This window comes from Micromonospora sp. CB01531, assembly GCF_001905095.1.
GTDB lineage: Bacteria > Actinomycetota > Actinomycetes > Mycobacteriales > Micromonosporaceae > Micromonospora.
Map to the genome: position 1 here is coordinate 155,940 of NZ_LWLS01000002.1, position 17,414 is coordinate 173,353.

Here is a 17,414-nt window from a genome sequence, read left to right on the forward strand (position 1 = left end):
GGCCGGTTTCACCCCTTGACCGGCCCGAAACCCGATGGGGCTGACATGGCCAACGCCACCGACCACCTCTGGATGCATTTCACCCGGATGGCCAGCTACTCCGCCGGCGAGGTACCGACGATCGTGCGCGGTGAGGGCGCCTACGTCTGGGACTCGCAGGGCCGCCGCTACCTGGACGGACTCGCCGGGCTCTTCGTCGTCAACGCCGGGCACGGCCGGACCGAACTCGCCGAGGCGGCCGCCAAGCAGGCCGCCGAACTGGCCTACTTCCCGCTCTGGTCGTACGCCCACCCGAAGGCCATCGAGCTGGCCGAGAAGGTCGCCTCGCTGACCCCCGGCGACCTGAACCGGGTCTTCTTCACCACCGGCGGCTCCGAGGCCGTCGAGGCGGCGTGGAAGCTGGCCCGGGCCTACTTCAAGCGCACCGGTCAGCCGAACAAGCACAAGGTGGTCAGCCGCTACATCGCGTACCACGGCACCTCGATGGGCGCGCTGTCGATCACCGGCCTGCCGGGCATCAAGTCCGACTTCGAGCCGCTGGTCCCCGGCGGCATCAAGGTGCCGAACACCAACTTCTACCGCGCCCCCGAGCACGGCGACTCCCCCGAGGCGTTCGGCCGCTGGGCCGCCGAGGAGATCGGCCGCGCCATCGAGCGGGAGGGGCCGGACACGGTCGCCGCGGTCTTCCTCGAGCCGGTGCAGAACTCCGGCGGCTGCTTCCCGCCGCCGCCCGGGTACTTCGAGCGAGTCCGGGAGATCTGCGACGCGTACGACGTGCTGCTCGTCTCCGACGAGGTGATCTGCTCCTGGGGCCGGCTCGGCGAATACTTCGGCGCCACCCGGTACGGCTACCAGCCCGACATCATCACCACCGCCAAGGGCATCACCTCCGGCTACGCTCCGCTCGGCGCGATGATCGCCAGCGAGCGGCTGATGGAGCCCTTCCTCACCGAGACCGGCATGTTCGCCCACGGGGTGACCTTCGGCGGCCACCCGGTCTCCTGCGCGGTGGCCCTGGCCAACCTGGAGGTCTTCGCCCGCGAGGACCTGGTCGGGCACGTCCGGGCCAACCAGGACGCGTTCCGGTCCACCCTGGAGAAGCTCAACGACCTGCCGATCGTCGGGGACGTCCGCGGCGATGGCTACTTCTACGGCATCGAACTGGTCAAGGACAAGGCGACCCGGGAGACCTTCGACGAGGCCGAATCGGAACGGCTGCTGCGCGGCTTCCTCTCCACCGCGCTCTTCCAGGCCGGGCTCTACTGCCGCGCCGACGACCGGGGCGACCCGGTGGTGCAGCTCGCCCCGCCGCTGATCGCCGAGCAGCAGCAGTTCGACGAGATCGAGCAGATCCTGCGTGCCGTGCTGACCGAGGCATGGGCACGCCTCTGACCGCCGGCTCGGGGTCGGACGGGGCCGGGACTCGCGACCGCGCGGACCGGCCCCGCCCCACGGCCGCCGGCGGGGACGGTGGGGACCGGGCCGCCGTCGGCGGCACCGACCGGACCCGGGTACGCCGGCTGCCCGACCTCGCCGTCCACGACCGGGCGGCCCTGCACGCCGTCCTCGACGCCGGCCGGGTCGCCCATCTCGCCATCGCCGACGGCGTCCAGCCGTACGCGCTGCCCGTCGCGTACGCCCGGGACGGGGAGCGGGTGCTGGTGCACGGCTCCACCGGCAGCCGCCTCTTCCGGCACCTCGCCGCCGGTGCCCCGGTCTGCCTCACGGTCACCCTGCTCGACGGGCTGGTGCTGGCCCGCAGCGCCTTCGAGTCCTCGATGAACTACCGGTGCGCCATGGTGCTCGGCTGCCTCGCCGTGCTCGACGGCGCCGAGAAGCTGGCCGCCCTGGAACGGCTCTCCGAGCACCTGCTGCCCGGCCGCTGGGCGCGGATCCGTCCGCCCTCGGCGAAGGAACTGGCCGCCACGGTGGTGCTCGCCCTGCCGCTCGACGAGTGCTCGGTGAAGATCAGTGCCGGGCCGCCCGACGACCTCGAGGACGACCTCGACCGGCCGGTCTGGGCCGGGGTGGTGCCGGTCGTCGAGGCGTACGGGACCCCGCAGCCCGATCCGCGGCTGCGGCACGACCTGCCCCCGCCGGAGTGGTGATGCACTACCAGGACCTGTCGTACTGGCTATCCAGCGTGGACGAACCGCTGACGCCACGCCCCGGGCTGCCCGGCGACACCGACGCCGACGTGGTGCTCGTCGGGGCCGGCTACACCGGGCTGTGGACGGCGTACTACCTGGCGGCGGCCGACCCGTCGCTGCGGATCGTGGTGCTGGAACAGGAGATCGCCGGGTACGGCGCCTCGGGGCGCAACGGCGGCTGGTGCTCGGCCCTCCTGCCCACCTCGCTGCCCGCGCTGACCCGCCGGCACGGCCGCGACCGGGCGCTCGCCATGCAACGGGCCATGCACGAGACGGTCCGCGAGGTCGGCCGGGTGGTCGCCGCCGAGGGGATCGACTGTGACTGGCGGGCCGCCGGCACCGTGGTGCTGGCCCGCACGGAGGTCCAGCTCGACCGGGCCCGGGCCGCCGTCGCCGAGGCCCGCGAGCACGGGCTGGCCGACGACGACCTGGTGCTGCTCGACGCCGCCGCGGCCACCGCACGCTGCCGGGCCGAGGGGGTACTCGGCGGCACGTACACCCCGCACTGCGCCGCGGTCCACCCGGCGAAGCTGGTCCGCGGGCTGGCCCGGGCGGTGGAACGCCGGGGCGTACGGATCTTCGAGCGGACCCGGGTCACGGCGGTGCGCCCCGGCGCGGCCGTGACCCCCGCGGGGGTGGTCCGGGCGCCGGTGGTGGTCCGCGCGACGGAGGGATTCACCCCCGGGTTGCCGGGGCAGCGGCGGGCCGTCGCGCCGGTCTACTCGTTGATGGTGGCCACCGAGCCGCTCCCGGCAGAGACCTGGGCGGAGATCGGGCTGGCCGAGCGGGAGACCTTCTCCGACTTCCGGCACGTCATCATCTACGGCCAGCGCACCGCCGACGGCCGGCTCGCCTTCGGCGGGCGGGGCGCCCCCTACCACTTCGGCTCCCGGGTCCGCCCCGACTACGACCGGGAGCCCCGGGTCTTCGCGGCGCTGCGCCGGGTGCTGGGCGAACTCTTCCCGGTGCTCGGGCCGGCAGCGCCGATCAGCCACACCTGGGGCGGGCCGCTCGGCGTCGCCCGGGACTGGACCGCCTCGGTGGGGCTGGACCGGGCGACCGGCTTCGCCTGGGCCGGCGGCTACGTCGGCGACGGTGTCGGCACCAGCAACCTCGCCGGCCGTACCCTGGCCGACCTGATCCGGGGCGAGGCGAGCGAGCTGACCGAACTCCCCTGGGTCAACCACCGCTCCCCGCGCTGGGAGCCCGAGCCGCTGCGCTGGCTCGCCGTGAACGCCGGCCTCAGGCTCATGTTCTCCGCCGACGAGGCCGAACTCCGCACCGGCCGCCCGTCCCGCCGCGCCGCCGCCTTCTCCCGCCTCCTCGGCCACTAACCCCCACCCCGGCCCTGCCCCACCCACCCCGCCCGAGCTCGTTGATCATGAGGTTGGCGGCGTTCTTGATCTCCGTCACTGCCGCCAACCTCATGATCAACGGCGTGGTGGGAGGGACCAGGGCATGCGCAGGGCCGGGAGGCCCGGAGGGGGTCAGTGGGTGGGGGGGATGACGCGGAGGTGGCCGCGGCGGCCGGTCTGCTGGGGGCCCTGGGCCACCGCCTGGTCGTCCTCCGGGGGGCGGGGCGGGGCAGGGCGGGCAGCCTCGCGGACCGCCTCCGCCAACGCGACCAGATCGTCGGTGGTGGGCGGCGGCGGCTCGAACTCGCCCTCGTGCCGGACCACGTCCCAGCCGCGCGGAGCGGTCAGACTCCGGGCGTGCGGCTCGCAGAGGTCGTACGTGTGCGGCTCGGCGAAGGCCGCCAGCGGCCCCACCACCGCCGTCGACTCGTTGTAGACATAGGTCAATGTGGCGACCGCTTGCCGGGGGCAGCCGTTACGGGAGCAGCGCCGTGGTGACCTCACGGCGGCAGGGTATCTCCATTACCGGCTCCGGCGCACCGCTTCGCGTTGCGACACGCCCGTCTTGGTGATCACAATTCATCCGATCGGATCATCGGCACGCCGCACCAGCGACGCAACGGCGGGCCAGCCGGTGGTGCGGGCTACCCTGTGCGTCATGACGAGTCCGGAAAACCGCCGCCCCGGCTCCGGCCGGCGCACCCACCGCGACCGCCACGGCCGCGGGCTGCGGGGGCGGCTGGTGCCGGCCACCGTACCGCTGGCCCGGACCAAGGCCGAGGTCTTCGACGACCTGGTGCTGGACACGGTCGAGAGCCTCGAACGACGGTTCGCCAAGGAACTGGCCGGCGTCGAGTTCGCGGTCGAGGACGTCCCACCGGACCTGAACGTCTACGACTCGGACGTGCTGGAGGACGGCGAGGTCCCGCTGGCCCGCCTGCTGCCCGGGCGCCCCGGTCGGCAGGAGGTGCCACCCCGGATCGTGCTCTACCGGCGCCCGCTGGAGTTCCGCGCCATGGATCGCGAGGACCTCGCGGACCTCGTGCACGACGTGATCATCGAGCAGGTGGCGAACCTGCTCGGGGTCGACCCCGACGAGCTGGCCTGAGCCGCACCCGCGTTGCCGCACCCCGGCTGGCCCCCACCGGCCGAGCTGTCGGCCCGAGCCGGGCGGCCCCCACCGCCCAGGCCCGGTGCACGTCAGGCGGCGACCCGCCGCTTCAGCTTCCGCCGCTCCCGCTCGGAGAGCCCACCCCAGATCCCGAACCGCTCATCGTGCCCCAGGGCGTATTCCAGGCACTCCGTCTTGACTTCACACCGCGAGCAGATTCGCTTCGCCTCGCGGGTCGAGCCGCCCTTCTCGGGGAAGAACGCCTCCGGGTCGGTCTGCGAGCAGAGCGCCCGCTCCTGCCACTCCGGCGCGTTTCCGAGCAGGTCGGCCACCTCGAGCTGGCCGTCCATCAGATGCCTCCTTGTCGCGCACCGGCGTCATCGCCGCTGCAACCCCCCACGCGAAAGGCGTGCTTGTCCGTCCGGTCGCAATTTGTTGCGTTCCGTGCGAACAACCCCATTCAAATTACACGCGTGTAATGCGTGCGCCGTCAAGCCGAACTTGATAATGGAGTCGCCCTCCCGACACGTTCCGGCCGGCCGTCTCAGCCGTCCGGGCCTCGCAACCTGCCCTATCGATTCAGACCCCGGACGAGTAACGCCTTCTCCGGCGAGTTGTCCGAAGTTTTCTGCCGTGGCGTACCGGAGTGGACACCGCCGGAGTCCCCCGGCGGAGGCTCCGGCGGGCCGCACCCGGGCGGCCGTCGCGACACCGTCCAAGATCAGCATTCTGGTGCGCAAAGATAACGCGGCTCCCGCCGTATCGCCCGTCGAGCCCGGAATCGCCGACCGCGCCCCGTCCAGATGGTGGACGGAGCGCGACGGCGAACGGGACGCGGACGATCAGCCCGCCCCGGCGATGCGCTGGTCGCCCGGACGAACTCGGCGACCGCGCCGGCGGTGACGGAAACCGCGCCGGCCGGCGTCCGGTCGTCCCACCAGACGGTACAGAGACCCGCCTCCAATACCGGGTCGGCGGCACTGTGGAACCCCGTCGCGAATGTGGCGCTCCCCCGCCCGCGAGTGGGTGCGCGACCCGACCCGGTCGGCCCGGCTGTCACGCCGGTGGCGCTGAGCCCGGAGTGACCGCGGCCGCCGCCGCGTCCCGAGCTGAACGCCTGACCCGCCAACGGCACGGGCAGCGACACGGCCCGCTCGGAACGCCCGACGAACTGGGCGGCCCGCTTGTCCTTCGAAGGCGGACAGCCTGTTCCAGAGGTCCACCCTGGACATCGGCACGACGGCCTCGTTCCTGCTGTTCAGCGACGAGATCGGTCCGGTGTGGTAAAGAAAGCTGCTCGGAATCGTGATCTCGGTGGTGAATTCGAAACGACAGGTGCCATCCGGATAACCGTCGCCGTCGTGGTCGATGTGAATCCCGTTCCGGACGTCGTCGCCGAACTCGAAGAAGTTCGGGCCACCCGCCGCCGGCATCCACTGGTACGGCCGCCGGGCGGAAAAGGTTCGACGTCAGGCGCCGGCGTGACCGTACGCGGTGGTCCGCTTGCGGGCCGGCCGGCCCGCCGCCGCGGCGATCGCCTTGAGCTGCTCCTCCGTACGGGCCGAGCCGTTGCCCGAGCCGGCCATCCGGGAGATGGTCTCCTCCATCAGCGTGCCGCCCAGGTCGTTGCAGCCGCCCTGGAGCATCGCCACGGTGCCCTCGTCACCCAGCTTCACCCAGGAGCACTGGATGTTGCCGATCCGGCCGTGCAGCAGCAGTCGGGCCATCGCGTGCACCGCCCGGTTCTCCCGCCAGGTCGGGCCGGGGCGGGCGATGCCGGCAAGATAGATCGGCGCGTTGGTGTGCACGAACGGCAACGCGACGAACTCGGTGAACCCGCCGGTGCGGTCCTGCACGCCGGCCAGCACCCGGAAGTGGGCGAGCCACTGGCCCGGGTGGTCGACGTGGCCGTACATCATCGTGGAGCTGGACCGGATGCCCAGCTCGTGAGCGGTGCTCACCACCTCGACCCAGGTGGCGGCCGGCAGCTTGCCCTTGGTGAGCACCCAGCGCACCTCGTCGTCGAGGATCTCGGCGGCGGTGCCGGGGATGGTGTCCAGGCCGGCCTCGCGGAGCTGGAGCAGCCACTCCTTCACCGGTACGCCGGCCTTCGCGGCGGCGGTCACGATCTCCATCGGGGAGAAGGCGTGCACGTGCATTCCCGGCACCCGGGCCTTGATCGCCCGCACGAGGTCGGCGTATCCGGTGACCGGCAGCTTCGGGTCGATCCCGCCCTGCAGGCAGACCTCGGTGGCGCCGGCCGCCCACGCCTCCTCGGCCCGGTCGGCGACCTGATCGACGGAGAGCCGGTACGCGTCGGCGTCCCGCTCCCGTTGCGCGAAGGCGCAGAAGCGGCAGCCGACGTAACAGACGTTGCTGAAGTTGATGTTGCGGTTGACCACGTACGTGACGTCGTCGCCGATCGCGTCCCGGCGGACGTCGTCCGCGATCCGGCACAGCTCGTCCAGCGCCGGCCCGTCCGCGCCGAACAGCGCCAGCGCCTTCGCCTCGTGCGCCGGATCGAGCAGCGCCGCCGGGTCCTCGGCGGCCAGCCGTAGGCCCGCGCGCAGGTCAGGGTCGCTCGATCCGCCCGTCGGTACGCTGACCTTGCCCGCGACCGCCGACCAGTCGCCGTAGACGCTGTCGAAGTCGCCACGCCGGTCCCCGGTCCGCCCGGTGGTGTCGATGGTGGCGTGCAGGTCGGTACGCCCACCGAACACCTCCTCCGGCTCCTGCCAGGGGCGGCCGACCGGGCGGGCCGCCTCGACGGCGAGCCCGGTCGCCGGGTCCGCGAGGGCGGTGACATGCGGCAACAGGCGCGGATCCAGCCACGGGTCGCCGGCCCGGACGTACTCCGGGTAGATGGTCAGCCGCTCCCGCAGGGTGAAGCCGGCCTGCGCGGTCTGCCGGGCCAGCTCGTCGAGATGCGGCCAGGGGCGTTCCGGGTTGACGTGGTCCGGAGTGACCGGCGAAACCCCGCCCCAGTCGTCGATGCCGGCGCGCAGCAGCAGCGCGTACTCGCCCTCGATGAGGTTCGGCGGGGCCTGGATGCGCGCCTTCGGGCCGAGCAGCACCCGGGCCACCGCCACCGTGGCGGCCAGGTCCTGCAGCTCCGCGTCGGGCATGCCACGCATCGCGGTGTCCGGCTTGGCGCGGAAGTTCTGCACGATCACCTCCTGGAGGTGGCCGTACTCCCGCATGGCCCGGCGGATCGCGAAGAGGGCGTCGACCCGCTCGGCCAGGGTCTCCCCGATGCCGATGAGGATGCCGGTGGTGAACGGCACGCCGACCCGGCCGGCGTCGTCGAGCACCCGGAGCCGGACCGCCGGCTCCTTGTCCGGCGACCCGTAGTGCGGGCCGCCCGGCTCCGACCAGAGTCGCGTCGCGGTGGTCTCCAGCATCATGCCCATGCTCGGCGCGACCGGCTTCAGCCGTTGCAGCTCCGACCAGGAGAGCACGCCCGGGTTGAGGTGTGGCAGCAGGCCGGTCTCCTCCAGCACCGCCACCGCGCAGGCCCGCAGGTAGTCGAGCGTGGACCCGTAGCCGCGCTCGTCCAGCCACTGCCTTGCCGCCGGCCAGCGCTCCTCGGGGCGGTCGCCGAGGGTGAACAGGGCCTCCTTGCAGCCCTGCGCCGCGCCCTCCCGGGCGATCGCCAGCACCTCGTCCTTCTCCAGGTACGCGGCCGGGAGCCGGTGCGGCACCGTGGCGAACGTGCAGTAGTGGCAGCGGTCCCGGCAGAGCCGGGTCAGCGGGATGAAGACCTTCTTGGAGAAGGTGACGACCCCGGGGCGGCCGGCCTCCCGCAGCCCCGCGTCGCGTACCTCGCCGGCGATCCGGAGCAGCTCGTCCAGCGCCTCGCCGCGCGCGGTGAGCAGGGCGCTCGCCTCGTCGACGTCCAGCGCCCGGCCGGTCGCGGCCCGGCCCAGGGCCCGCCGGACGCTCGCCTCGGTGGGGACGGACCCGGTGCGATCAACCATCCGTCCACCCTATGCGCTGCCCATCCACCGCACGCCGTGCCCGCGCCCGGTGGACGCCGTCGGCCGGCTCCGTGGCCGCCGACTCGCGGAAAGGGTGGCCTCCGGCGTGGGGTGGCCACCCTTTCCGTGAGAGTGCTGACCGTGATCTCAAGCGGTCAGCGCGGGTGGTTCGGGTCGTCGCGGTCGAAGCGCTGGGTACGGTCGCTGTCCGGTGTGGCCGGTTGGCCGGGCTCGGCCGGCTGGCGCGGGATGGCCTGGGTCGGGTCCGCCGACGGCGGCTGGCCAAAGGGCGGGGCCGGGTGCGGGGCCCCGAACGGCGGCGCGGACTGCGGGGCGTGCGGCGGGGCGGTGTTGAACGGCGGCGCCGACTGCTGCTGGCCCGGCTGGCCGGGCGGCGGGTAGCCACCGGGCTGGTTCGCCGGCCCGCCGGGCGCGTACCCGCCCGGGACGGGGTAGCCACCCGGCTGGCCGGGCGCGGGGTAGCCACCCGGCTGGCCGGACGCGGAGTAACCGCCCGGCTGGCCCGGCGCGGAGTAACCGCCCGGCGCCGGGTAGCCGGCCGGCGGCTGCGGCCAGCCCGGCTGCGGCTGCCCGTACACGCCGGGCTGCGGCTTCGGCCGGGGGACGTAGTAGAGGGTGCGCCAGACCTTGAAGACCACGAAGGCGGCGACACCGAAGATCGCCACCCAGGCCAGCCGGGTCAGCAGGCCGAGGAAGGCATCCAGCACCTCGGCCTCGGCGAGCCGGCCGACCAGCCAGACCAGGAAGGTCAGCGCGCCGAAGAACGCGGCGAGGGCGTACTCGCCGAGGGCCGCCTGCGTGATCAGTTTGGCCTTGGGCAGCGCCGGGCGTACGTGGGTGGCGAGCAGGACGGCCAACACCGGCAGCACGGCCGACTCGACGCCGACGAAGATGAAGAAGGCGCTCCCCGCCCGACCGCTGAAGGTGCTGTAGCCGTCCATCGGCACCAGCAGGCGCAGCAGGCCGACGAAAAGCAGCACGGCATTGGCGCCGAGCAGGACGAGCGCGGCCAGTTCGCGCAGTGGCTTGGTCAACTGGCTGGCCTGCGTGGCGTCGCCGGACGCGGGCTCGGCGGGGCTGGTCACGAACTCCCCCTGGGGACGAAAACGGACAGGTGCCAACGCGAGCCTAGCCTGCTTCCTACTGGTTGCTCATAGCTGAGCGGATCGGACGGTTCGCTTCCGCTTCCCTCACAGTCCCCCGGCCACCGGCCGGGCGACGGCGGCGCGTAGGGAAGGATGGAGCCATGCGCATCGTGGTACTGACCGGCGGGATCGGGGGCGCGCGGTTCCTGCTCGGGGTCCGGGCGTACGCCCGGGAGGTGGGCGCCGAGGTGACCGCCGTGGTCAACGTCGGCGACGATCTGCTGCTGCACGGGCTGAAGGTCTGCCCCGACCTGGACAGTGTGATGTACACGCTGGGCGGCGGCGCCGACCCGGAGCGGGGCTGGGGCCGGGTGGGCGAGACCTGGACAGTCAAGTCCGAGCTGGCCGCGTACGGCGCGGAGCCCGCCTGGTTCGGGCTGGGCGACAAGGACATCGCCACCCACCTAGTCCGGACGACGATGCTCAACGCCGGCTACCCGCTGTCCGCCGTGACGGCCGCGCTGGCCACCCGGTGGGAGCCGGGGCTTACCCTGCTGCCGGCCACCGACGACCGGCTGGAGACCCACGTCGTCGTCGACGGGGACCAAGGGCAGCGGGCGATCCACTTCCAGGAGTGGTGGGTGCGGTACCGGGCGGACATCCCCACGCACCGGTTCGTCTTCGTTGGCGCGGATACGGCGAAGCCGGCGCCGGGTGTGCTGGAGGCGGTCGGCTCCGCCGACGTGGTGCTGATCGCGCCGAGCAACCCGGTGGTGAGCATCGCCCCGATCCTGGCCGTACCGGGTCTGCGCGACGCGGTGACCGACGGGCCGGCCCCGGTGGTCGGCGTGTCCCCGATCATCGGCGGCGCGCCGGTACGCGGCATGGCCGACCGCTGCCTCGCCGTGCTCGGCGTGGAGTGCAGCGCGGCCGGGGTGGGCGGCCTCTACGGTGGCCGGTCGGCGGGCGGCCTGCTCGACGGCTGGCTGGTGGCGCCCGAGGACGAGGGGACGCTGGTGCCGGACGCGTCCGTACGGTCGGCACCGCTGCGGATGATCGACGAGGCGGCGACGGCGGCGATGGTCCGGGCCGCGTTGGAGTTGGTGTGAGACTGGAGATCCTGCCCGTGCCGGGCATCGGCGACGTGACCGAGGGCGACGACCTGGCGGCGATGATCGCCACTGCGGCGCCGTGGCTGCGCGACGGGGACGTGCTGGTGGTGACCAGCAAGATCGTGTCGAAGGCGGAGGGCCGGCTGGTCGACGTGCCGGCGGACGGGCCTGACCGGCTCGCCGCGCGGGACGAGGTGCTCGCGGCGGAGACCGCACGGGTGGTGGCGGCCCGGGGTGCCACCCGGATCGTGCAGACCCACCACGGGTTCGTGATGGCCTCCGCCGGCATCGACGCCTCGAACGTGGACAAGACCCGACTGGTGCTGCTGCCCCGGGATCCGGACGCGTCCGCCCGCGCGCTACGGGCCGCGCTACGCGACCAGTACCACCTGGACGTGGCGGTCATCATCAGTGACACCATGGGCCGGCCGTGGCGCAACGGCCTGACCGACGTGGCGCTCGGCGTGGCCGGGATGCCGGCGATCCGCGACCACCGGGGGGAGATCGACCCGTACGGCAACGAGCTACAGCTGACCCAGATGGCGGTGGTGGACGAGCTGGCCGCCGCCGGTGAGCTGATCAAGGGCAAGTGCGACCAGGTACCGGTCGCGGTCGTCCGCGGCTACCTGGGGGTGGCGGGGGCCGACGACGGCGAGGGTGCCCGGGTGCTGGTCCGGGAGGCCGCCCTGGACCTCTTCTCGCTGGGCACCGCCGAGGCGAAGGCGGCCGGGCTGCGCGAGGCCGCGCTCCTCGCCGACGGGCCGGGCCCGTCGCCGGCCGACCCGGCCGCGGTCGACCGGGCGATCGCCGCGGTCGCCGGGGTGGTCGCGCCCGGCACGGTCTTCACCCAGGTCACCGACGCCGAGGTACGCGCCGGCATGGTCGCCGGCGTGCCTGGCTGGCCCGTGCACGCGAGCGGGCTCGTGCTCGGGGCGCCGCCGGCCCCGGTCGACCAGGGCGACCTGGTGCGCTTCGGCGCCGACCTGCAGCGCCTGCGGACCGCGCTGGCCGCGGAGGGCATCTCCTCGGCGGTGTTCCCGCCGCCGGTCGGCAGCACCGCCAGCGCCGCCCTGGCCCTCTGACCACCGCTCCGGTCTCGGACCCCGTCCCCCCACTCACCGACCCGGCGGGGCCCTGATGCCGCGCCACGTTGCCGACCGGGCGGGTCCGGATCCCGCTGACCCCACCACCTCTCCGAACTGGCGGCAGCCAACGGGCCCGGCGCAGTGGGTCAGGCGTCGAGGACGGCGCGGCCGAGCGGGGTCAGGGTGTGCAGCACGGTGTTGCGGTCACGGTGGCTGACCAGCAGTCCGGCGTTGCGCAGCACGCTGGTGTGCTGGCTGGCCGCGGCGGCGGAGATGCGCAGCCGGCGGGCCATCTCGCCGGTGGTGCATCCCTCGTCGGCGGCTTCTAGCACGGCGGCGCGGGTGCGGCCGAGCAGGGCGGCCAGGGCCTCCCGGCTGGCGTCGTCGGCGTCCCGCCGGGCACCGAGCCCGGGCGCCGGGATGAGCCCGTCGAGCCGGTCGACCGGATAGACCAGCACCGGCGGCAGCGCCGGGTCGACCAGCGCGACCGGGATGCGCGCGCAGAAGAACGACGGGACCAGCAGCAACCCCCGGCCGTCCAGGTGCAGTTCCCGGGTGTCCGGATAGTCGAGGACCTCGAGCACCCCGTCCGCCCACCGCATGCTGGGTCGGAGGCTGGCCAGCAGCCCTTCGGCCCCGCCGTCGAGCATCGCCCGGGCCCGCCGCGCCCGGTCCGCCTCCACGGCGGCCTGGATCCGGGACCAGTACGGGGTGACCGCGAGTTCCTGGTAGCGGGCCATCGAGCCGGTGAGGTGGCGCAGCACCTCGGGTTCGCCCCGGGCCAGCCCGGCGGCCGGGGCGGGCAGGACGTTCTCCTCGGCCAGCCGGGTCAGGTCCCGGTGCAGCATGTCTACCGGGGTGCCCCGGACCGCTTCCAGCCCCGCCGCCAGGCCGTCCTTGCTGGCGTACGGGGTGAGGAAGTCGGGGAAGTAGCCGCGGGGTGGGTTGAGGGCCAGGAGGAGACGGAAGCGTTCCCCGGCGCTCTCCTCCATCCGGAGGGTGTTGGCCACGGTGCGTCGCCATGGCGTCAGCAGCGGGTCACGTCCGCGACCCTGGAGCAGGTGCAGGCTGAGGACCAGTTCCCAGACCGGGTCTGCGGCGGGTGCCACCCTGGTCCGCAGGATGTCCTCGCTCGAGAAGATGATCTTCAGCATGGAGCGCTCCCGGGGGCGGACAGAGGGAGAGCCCGCCACCAGTGGCACTGTACCCGGCGGCACTAATCTCCATCTTTAAGCGTGGGCTGAAAAACCTCGACGCCGACGGGGCCGGTTGGGCATGCTTCCCTTGCCCATCCGGCTTGGGACGGTGGTTGCACCCACCCGCGGGCTCGGGGACGACCGGACGGCATCACGAGGGTCTGCGGCGGGTTCTCCGCAGAGATGCCATCCGGTCGTCCGACCCGGCCCGGTCGTCTCAGTCGATCCAGAGCGCCACCCGGTGGTCCTCGTCCGTCACGTAGTAGCAGCGCCCGTCCAGCTCGGCCAACCCCTCCACGTGGTGGAACGGCGCCAGCTCGGCCACCAGCTTTCCCGCCACCCGCGCGTCCGGCGTGACGTCCCACCGGAACCGGACGTGCCGCGAGGTCACCGCACCACCGTGCGGGTGGTCGTCCAACAGCACCGAACCCTTGCCCAACGCGTCGATCGACCCGATGACCGCCGCGTACCCGCCGTCCGGGGTGGGGGTGACGGCCCGGAAGCCGGTCAACGCGCCCGGCGGGGTCACCCCGGTCAGGGCGTACGCCCCGACGGCCCGGGGCCAGCCCGGTTGGGCACCGAACATGTCGGGCACCCCGGCCAGCTCGACCAGGATCGGCTCCCCCTCGGCGGTGACCGGGAAACGCAACCCGAGCAGCACCGTCCCGGCCGGCGTGAACGCGGCGGCCTCGACGTTGAGCGGCACGTCGTCCGCAGCGAGCCGGCGCACCCAGCTCTTGGCCCGGGCGGTGCCCCGGGCCAGGGTCTCCACGATGAACCGGTGCCGGACCCGGTCGCCCGGCGGCAGCGGAGTCAGCGGGGCCGCGGCCAGCGCGTCGTTGACCGCCCGGTGCAGCCGGAACTGGTTGCGGACCACGTGCACCGGCAGTGCCCCGTAGGCGGCGTCCTCCTCACGGAACCGGGCCACGAACGCGCGGCGGGGCCGCAGCGGGCCGGCCTTCGACCCGAAGTGCGAGCCGAAGACGTACACCCAGCCGTCGTGGTGGGCGAGGGCCTCGCCGTCCTCGGTGCGGCCGTTCTCCCGACCGGCGTCGGCGGCCACGTGATGCGCCACCCACCCGCCGTCGTCGCGTTCCAGCAGCAGGGCCAGGCAGCGTTCCACCGGGCCCTCGTCCAGCACAGTCCAAAAACCCCGGCGGGCGCCGTGGGCACGCAGCAACGCCGGGGAGCGTACCGGCAACAGGTCGCTGGCCTCGTTACCGGCCACGACGAACTCGACGAGTCGCAGGGTCACCGGGCCAGGGTACGAAGACCACGCTCGTAGAGTGTCGGAGTGCCCGAGACCCGCACCGACCTCCCGACGTACGCCGACCTGCACGCCGACGCCACCGCGCTGCTGAGCCGCTGGACGCCGACCAGCCCGGCGGCCGCCCTGGCCCGGGACCGGACCCTGGAGCTGCTGTCCGCCGGGCCGGTGGCGATGAGCCGCGCCCACCGGGCCGGACACGTCACCGCGAGCGCCCTGGTGCTCAACCACACCGGCGCGCGGGTGCTGCTCTGCCTGCACGGCAAGTTCCGCAAATGGGTACAGCTCGGCGGGCACTGCGAACCCGGTGACCCGACCCTGGCCGCCGCCGCGCTGCGCGAGGCCGGCGAGGAGTCCGGGATCGCCGGGCTGACGGTCGACCCGGAGCCGATCGACGTGGACATTCACCCGGTCGCCTGCCAGGGCGGGTCACTGCACTACGACGTTCGGTACGCCGTGCTCGCCCCGCCGGGGGCGACCGAGCGGGTCAGCGACGAGTCCGAGGCGCTGGGCTGGTTCCCGCCGGACCGCCTGCCCGAGCCGCTGGCCGACGGGACCGTCCAGCTCGTCGCGCCGGCCCTCGCCGCCCTGGCCCGCCGGGCCGCCGGCTGACCCGGCGGCCCGGCGGGGGCGCACGACCCGGTCAGACCAGGCCCTCCTCGCCGCGCTCCTTCAGCTCGTCGACCAGCTTCTTCACGTCCTGGGCCCGGTCCCGCGGGCAGACCAGCAGCGCGTCCGGGGTGTCCACCACGATCAGGTCGCGGAGGCCGAGAGCGGCCACCAGCCGGCCGGAGTGCGGCACCACCACCAGGCCGCTGCTGTCCCGCAGCAGGACTTCCGGCTTGGCGTCGGCGCCCAGCACCACGTTGCCGTCCGCGTCGGCGGGCAGCACATCGCCGAGGGTGTGGAAGTCGCCGACGTCATTCCAGCCGAAGTCACCGGGTACGGTGGCCACCCGCCCGGCGGTCGCCGCGCCCTCCATCACCGCGTAGTCGACGGAGATCTTCGGCAGGGTCGGCCAGACGGTGCCAAGGACGTCGTCCTGCTCCGGAGTCCCCCACGCCCCCGCGATCGCGACGATCCCCGCGTGCAGGGCCGGCTGCTGCCGGGCCAGCTCGGCCAGGAAGACGTCCACCCGCCAGACGAACATGCTGGCGTTCCAGAGGTGCCGTCCGGAGCGGACGTATCCCTCGGCCACCTCGGCGGCGGGCTTCTCCTTGAACTCGAGCACCGGACGCAGCGGACCGTCGCCCGTCGGCTCGCCGGTCTCCAGATAGCCGTAGCCGGTCTCCGGCCGGGTCGGGGTGATGCCCACCGTCATCAGCAGCCCCTGCTCGGCGCCGCGGATCGCCTGCCGTACGGTCTCGGCCCACGACGCGGCGTCGCCGATCAGGTGGTCGGCGGCGAACGAGCCCATCACCGCCGTCGGCTCACGCTCCGCGATCACGGCCGCCGCCAGTGCGATCGCCGCGCACGAGTCCCGCGGCGAGGGCTCGACCAGGATGTTTTCCTCCGGCAGGCCAGCCAGTTGACGGGCCACCGCCGCGACGTGCGCGGCCCCGGTGACCACCAGCGTGCACTCGGGTGTGGTCAACGGCGACAGTCGGTCCACCGTCGCCTGAAGCAGCGAGGCCGGGGTACCGGTCAGCGGGTGGAGGAACTTGGGATGGCCGGCCCGGGACAGCGGCCACAATCTTGTGCCACTGCCCCCCGCCGGGATGACGGCATAGAACATCAGCACATCATGCCCGAACCACCACGGTACGGACGCCACGTCGGGCGGACGAGCATCCGACAGGTCAGGCCCGGGCCCGGCTCCACGCGGCGATGTGCACCTCCGCGCTGGACTCCCAGGTGAACTCCTTCGCCCGGTCGAAACCGGCCTTGGCCAGGGAGAGCCGGCGCTGCTCGTCGTCCAGCAGGGCGGTCAGGTCGGTGGCGATCTGGTCCGGGTCCTCGCTGGTGTACGCGACCGCATCGCCACCCACCTCGGGCAGGGAGAGCCGCGGCGTGGTCAGCACCGGCGCGGCACACGCCATCGCCTCCAGGATCGGCAGCCCGAACCCCTCGCCGTACGACGGGTAGGCGGCGACCAGCGCGCCGCCGAGGAAGCCGGGCAGGTCGGCGTAGCGGAGGTAGCCCGGGCGGAGCAGCCGCAGGTGCGGCGGAACCTCGGCCACCGCGCGGTCGATGTCGTCGTCATGCCCCTGGCCACCGGCGATGACCAGCGCCGGCGGGTTGTCCCGGTCGGCCACCGCGCGGGCCCAGCCCCGGATCAGGTTGGGTACGTTCTTGCGCGGCTCCTTGGCCCCGAGGAACGCGACGTAGCTGCTGCTGCCCAACCCGAGGCGCGCGCGGACCCGAGCCTTCTCCTCCTCGCTCGGGGCGTGGAAGGCGGCCTGGTCGACCCCGTGGTAGGCCACGTCGATCCGGGTCGGGTCGGCGTCCAGCAGGCGGATCAGCTCGTCCCGGGTGGCCTTGCTCGGCACGATCACCCGGTCGGCGCGGCGCAGCGACGTCTTGATGGCGCTGCGGAAGAACGTCCGCCGGGACTTGTCGTAGTGCTCCGGCTCGGTGAAGAAGGTCGCGTCGTGCACGGTGACCGTCACCGGGCAACCGGCCCGCAGCGGGCAGGTGTAGAAGGGCGAGTGCAGCACCTCCGCCGCCACCTGCTGGGCCAGCAGCGGCAGGCCGGTCTGCTCCCAGGCGAGCCGGGCCGGGCGGTGCGCGACCGCCGCCGGGGCGGGGATGACCTCGGCCCCGGGCAGCATCCGGGTGTAGCGCTCCAGGTCGGTGCGGAGGCTCACCACGACCAGATCCACGCCGGAGCCGCAGACCCGGCCGAGGGCGCCGAGCAGGCCGTCGACGTATCTACCGACGCCGCCACGGTCGGCGGGGACACTCGTGGCGTCGATGAGCACGCGGGGCGGGCGACCGGCGGTCACGGGGCGACTCCTCAGGCTGTCGGCTGTGGGGAACGACACTGTCGGCAAGCCTACGCCGGGCCCGGGTCCCGGCGGTGACTGCGACCCGACGGTACGCCGACTTGTCCTTG

Annotated in this window: 16 protein-coding genes; 7 read left to right on the plus strand and 9 right to left on the minus strand. The window is 73.6% G+C overall.

Annotated features, from left to right (window positions below; translation table 11 throughout):
* The first annotated feature begins 45 nt into the window (after positions 1–45).
* From A6A27_RS03190 to A6A27_RS03200, 3 genes are read left to right on the plus strand one after another with little or no spacing between them, the layout of a single operon-like run.
* On the plus strand, positions 46–1,392 hold the full coding sequence (locus A6A27_RS03190) for an aspartate aminotransferase family protein (RefSeq protein WP_073832830.1): 1,347 nt from the start codon (positions 46–48) through the stop codon (positions 1,390–1,392).
* The gene (locus tag A6A27_RS03195) at positions 1,377–2,108 is read left to right on the plus strand and encodes a pyridoxamine 5'-phosphate oxidase family protein (RefSeq protein ID WP_083672388.1); all 732 of its coding nucleotides are present in this window, start codon (positions 1,377–1,379) and stop codon (positions 2,106–2,108) included. The genes A6A27_RS03190 and A6A27_RS03195 overlap by 16 nt, the downstream gene beginning before the upstream one ends.
* Positions 2,108–3,484: an NAD(P)/FAD-dependent oxidoreductase gene (locus tag A6A27_RS03200; protein WP_073832908.1), complete on the plus strand. Its 1,377-nt coding sequence runs from the start codon at positions 2,108–2,110 to the stop codon at positions 3,482–3,484. The genes A6A27_RS03195 and A6A27_RS03200 overlap by 1 nt, the downstream gene beginning before the upstream one ends.
* A gap of 153 nt (positions 3,485–3,637) precedes the next feature.
* Here the strand turns inward: A6A27_RS03200 and A6A27_RS03205 are convergent, their stop codons facing one another.
* A complete protein-coding gene (locus A6A27_RS03205) occupies positions 3,638–4,009 on the minus strand; it encodes a DUF3499 domain-containing protein (RefSeq protein WP_073832831.1) in 372 nt (123 codons plus the stop codon).
* Positions 4,010–4,163: 154 nt separating this feature from the next.
* Between A6A27_RS03205 and A6A27_RS03210 the strand changes: the two genes are divergently transcribed.
* Positions 4,164–4,613: a metallopeptidase family protein gene (locus A6A27_RS03210; RefSeq protein ID WP_073832832.1), complete on the plus strand. Its 450-nt coding sequence runs from the start codon at positions 4,164–4,166 to the stop codon at positions 4,611–4,613.
* 92 nt (positions 4,614–4,705) lie between these two features.
* On the opposite strand, the gene A6A27_RS03215 is transcribed toward A6A27_RS03210, so the two are convergent.
* The 4 genes from A6A27_RS03215 to A6A27_RS03230 all read right to left on the minus strand — a co-directional run bounded on the left by A6A27_RS03215 (position 4,706) and on the right by A6A27_RS03230 (position 9,699).
* Positions 4,706–4,966 carry a WhiB family transcriptional regulator gene (locus tag A6A27_RS03215; protein WP_013284161.1) on the minus strand — a complete coding sequence of 87 codons (261 nt, stop codon included), beginning with the start codon at positions 4,964–4,966 and terminating at the stop codon, positions 4,706–4,708.
* A gap of 492 nt (positions 4,967–5,458) precedes the next feature.
* A complete protein-coding gene (locus A6A27_RS45615) occupies positions 5,459–6,049 on the minus strand; it encodes a DUF4331 family protein (RefSeq protein ID WP_241825044.1) in 591 nt (196 codons plus the stop codon).
* Positions 6,050–6,085: 36 nt separating this feature from the next.
* Positions 6,086–8,593: a bifunctional FO biosynthesis protein CofGH gene (locus A6A27_RS03225; protein WP_073832833.1), complete on the minus strand. Its 2,508-nt coding sequence runs from the start codon at positions 8,591–8,593 to the stop codon at positions 6,086–6,088.
* Between the two features lie 155 nt (positions 8,594–8,748).
* Positions 8,749–9,699: a hypothetical protein gene (locus A6A27_RS03230; protein ID WP_073832834.1), complete on the minus strand. Its 951-nt coding sequence runs from the start codon at positions 9,697–9,699 to the stop codon at positions 8,749–8,751.
* A 161-nt stretch (positions 9,700–9,860) separates the two neighbouring features.
* Here A6A27_RS03230 and cofD point away from each other — a divergent pair, with 161 nt between their 5' ends.
* Together cofD and A6A27_RS03240 are read left to right on the plus strand one after the other, a co-directional pair.
* Positions 9,861–10,808, plus strand: coding sequence for a 2-phospho-L-lactate transferase (gene cofD, locus A6A27_RS03235; RefSeq protein ID WP_073832835.1), 948 nt, complete (start codon positions 9,861–9,863; stop codon positions 10,806–10,808).
* The gene (locus A6A27_RS03240) at positions 10,805–11,893 is read left to right on the plus strand and encodes a coenzyme F420-0:L-glutamate ligase (RefSeq protein WP_073832836.1); all 1,089 of its coding nucleotides are present in this window, start codon (positions 10,805–10,807) and stop codon (positions 11,891–11,893) included. The genes cofD and A6A27_RS03240 overlap by 4 nt, the downstream gene beginning before the upstream one ends.
* Positions 11,894–12,042: 149 nt before the next feature.
* Here A6A27_RS03240 and A6A27_RS03245 read toward each other — a convergent pair whose 3' ends face one another.
* Positions 12,043–13,050 (minus strand): ArsR/SmtB family transcription factor, encoded by a 1,008-nt coding sequence (locus tag A6A27_RS03245; RefSeq protein ID WP_073832837.1) that lies wholly within the window; start codon positions 13,048–13,050, stop codon positions 12,043–12,045.
* Positions 13,051–13,309: 259 nt separating this feature from the next.
* Complete coding sequence (locus A6A27_RS03250; RefSeq protein ID WP_073832838.1) at positions 13,310–14,347, minus strand: hypothetical protein; 1,038 nt, start codon at positions 14,345–14,347, stop codon at positions 13,310–13,312.
* Between the two features lie 39 nt (positions 14,348–14,386).
* Here A6A27_RS03250 and A6A27_RS03255 point away from each other — a divergent pair, with 39 nt between their 5' ends.
* Positions 14,387–14,971: an NUDIX hydrolase gene (locus tag A6A27_RS03255; RefSeq protein WP_073832839.1), complete on the plus strand. Its 585-nt coding sequence runs from the start codon at positions 14,387–14,389 to the stop codon at positions 14,969–14,971.
* Between the two features lie 31 nt (positions 14,972–15,002).
* Here the strand turns inward: A6A27_RS03255 and A6A27_RS03260 are convergent, their stop codons facing one another.
* Positions 15,003–16,094, minus strand: a complete 1,092-nt coding sequence (locus tag A6A27_RS03260; protein ID WP_073832840.1) for a mannose-1-phosphate guanylyltransferase — start codon at positions 16,092–16,094, stop codon at positions 15,003–15,005.
* Between the two features lie 64 nt (positions 16,095–16,158).
* Complete coding sequence (locus A6A27_RS03265; RefSeq protein ID WP_073832841.1) at positions 16,159–17,304, minus strand: glycosyltransferase family 4 protein; 1,146 nt, start codon at positions 17,302–17,304, stop codon at positions 16,159–16,161.
* Between the last annotated feature and the right edge of the window lie 110 nt (positions 17,305–17,414).